The sequence below is a fragment of the Mycobacterium sp. genome, from assembly GCF_039583785.1.
GTDB lineage: Bacteria > Actinomycetota > Actinomycetes > Mycobacteriales > Mycobacteriaceae > Mycobacterium.
In genome coordinates, this window is the sequence record NZ_JAVKSG010000204.1 from 1 (window position 1) to 1,721 (window position 1,721).

Annotated in this window: 1 protein-coding gene; it reads right to left on the reverse strand. The window is 60.9% G+C overall.

The window, feature by feature from the left end; translation table 11 throughout:
• Positions 1 to 1,010 (reverse strand): group II intron reverse transcriptase/maturase (gene ltrA / locus ABDV69_RS21400; RefSeq protein ID WP_343577843.1); only part of this gene is annotated, 1,010 nt, incomplete at its 3' end.
• Positions 1,011 to 1,721: the final 711 nt, after the last annotated feature.

Genomic DNA, 1,721 nt, shown 5'->3' on the forward strand with positions numbered 1-1,721 from the left:
GCGATGCCGGACAGGTCCGTGCCACTGCGACGGTTGAGATGCCAGTCCCTGATCTGCTTGCCTTTCGCCTTTTTCGCCTTGGTGCTCATGGCGGGAGAAAAGTTCACAAAGAACCCTCGTCGGCCACGAGCCAGACGAGCCCGGAAGGTATAGCCAAGGAAGTCGAAGCTGGTTGCTTCGAAGCTTCCCCGGCGTTTCGCGTCCTTGCAGTACACGATCTTCGTCTTCTCGGGATGCAGCTCTAGGCCAAGAGACCCGAGCCGTTCAGCGAGTGCGGCCCACAGAGTTCGGGCTTGTTCCTCGGTGTCGCAGTGGATGACCGCATCATCCGCGTAGCGCTCGAATGGCTGTCCCGAAAACTCCCGGTCCATCCATTTGTCGAACGCATAGTGCATGAAGAGGTTAGCGAGTAGCGGAGAGATCGGAGAACCCTGTGGAGTTCCCTTCTCTCGTTGCACGAGGGTTCCGTCTGGCATCTGCATGGGGGCTTTGAGCCACCGTTCGATGTAGAGCATAACCCATCGCTCGTCGGTATGGTGAGCAACCGCTTTTAACATCAGATCGTGGGGAACGCTGTCGAAAAAGGCCCGGACGTCCAAATCTAGAATCCAGTCCTGCTTCCAACAGCGCTTTCGAGTCACGGCCAAAGCGTCGTGGGCACTTCGCCCAGGACGATAGCCGTAGCTGTCAGGATGGAAGATCGGCTCAAGCTTCTCCTCGAGCAGCATCGCTGCTGCGGTCTGGGCGATTCGGTCCACCGTATTCGGCACCCCTAAAACCCTGACCCCTGCTCCATGGTCCTTCGGTATCTCCACCGCTCGCACCGGCCCAGGGAAGTAACTCCCCGAAGCCATACGGTTCCACAGCTTGTAGAGATTGCCTCTCTCGTTGTCTGCAAACCGCTCGATGCTCACGGCGTCCACGCCCGGCGCTCCACCGTTCGCTTGGACCTTCATCCACGCCCCGTAAACGAGACGCTTGTTAATATCAAACGACTTCACCTTCGGCATTGGTCCACCCTTGGACTCATCCCCCGAGGGGTTGGCCTCAAGTTGACCTTGGTCTGCACGGTCCCTTCGCTCCAGCCTCATTACAAGACCTTCATCACTACTGCGGACCGTCCCGCCCCCGTACCCCGCAACGGTACTCTGCCCCTCGGGGTTTCTGCCCCTCGGGGTCCTCCCTCTCGCCGGCCGGGTGGCTGCACAAGCCAAACTGAACGGCCGGATCGGTATCGGGGTGACAGGTTCTCCTGTTCCATGCCAGCGCCCACGACGAGCTCACGCCACCTATACACCGGACACCGCCAGGACAACACGCAGGTCGCCTCCTGACTTCGGGCTCGCCAAATGACGCGCCCTTCTCCCGGGCGCGGCGCGCAGGCCCGGTTCTGGTGCCGTCTTTCCATTGTTTCGATGCGTCAGCAGTGGTTTACACATGTTCGTCTTCTCGTCGCACACCTGGCCCGATCTAGTCGGGCCTTTTCCGCAACGCTCACCACCCCGGCTCTTGACCGACGCAGCTTGCGGTGGTTTGGGACCTCCCCCTGCAGGGCGATCCCGGAGGGCCTACCTCCATCACTGGCACAGCACGGTTCGTGCTGGCGACCTACTCCATCGCCGTCACTCCCCTTTCAGGACACACCGCACCGTCCATGGCCTTCGCCTGGTGCATAGAGGCTCGGCTCCCGCTTGTCCCCGCCGAAGCGGGGTCGGACATGA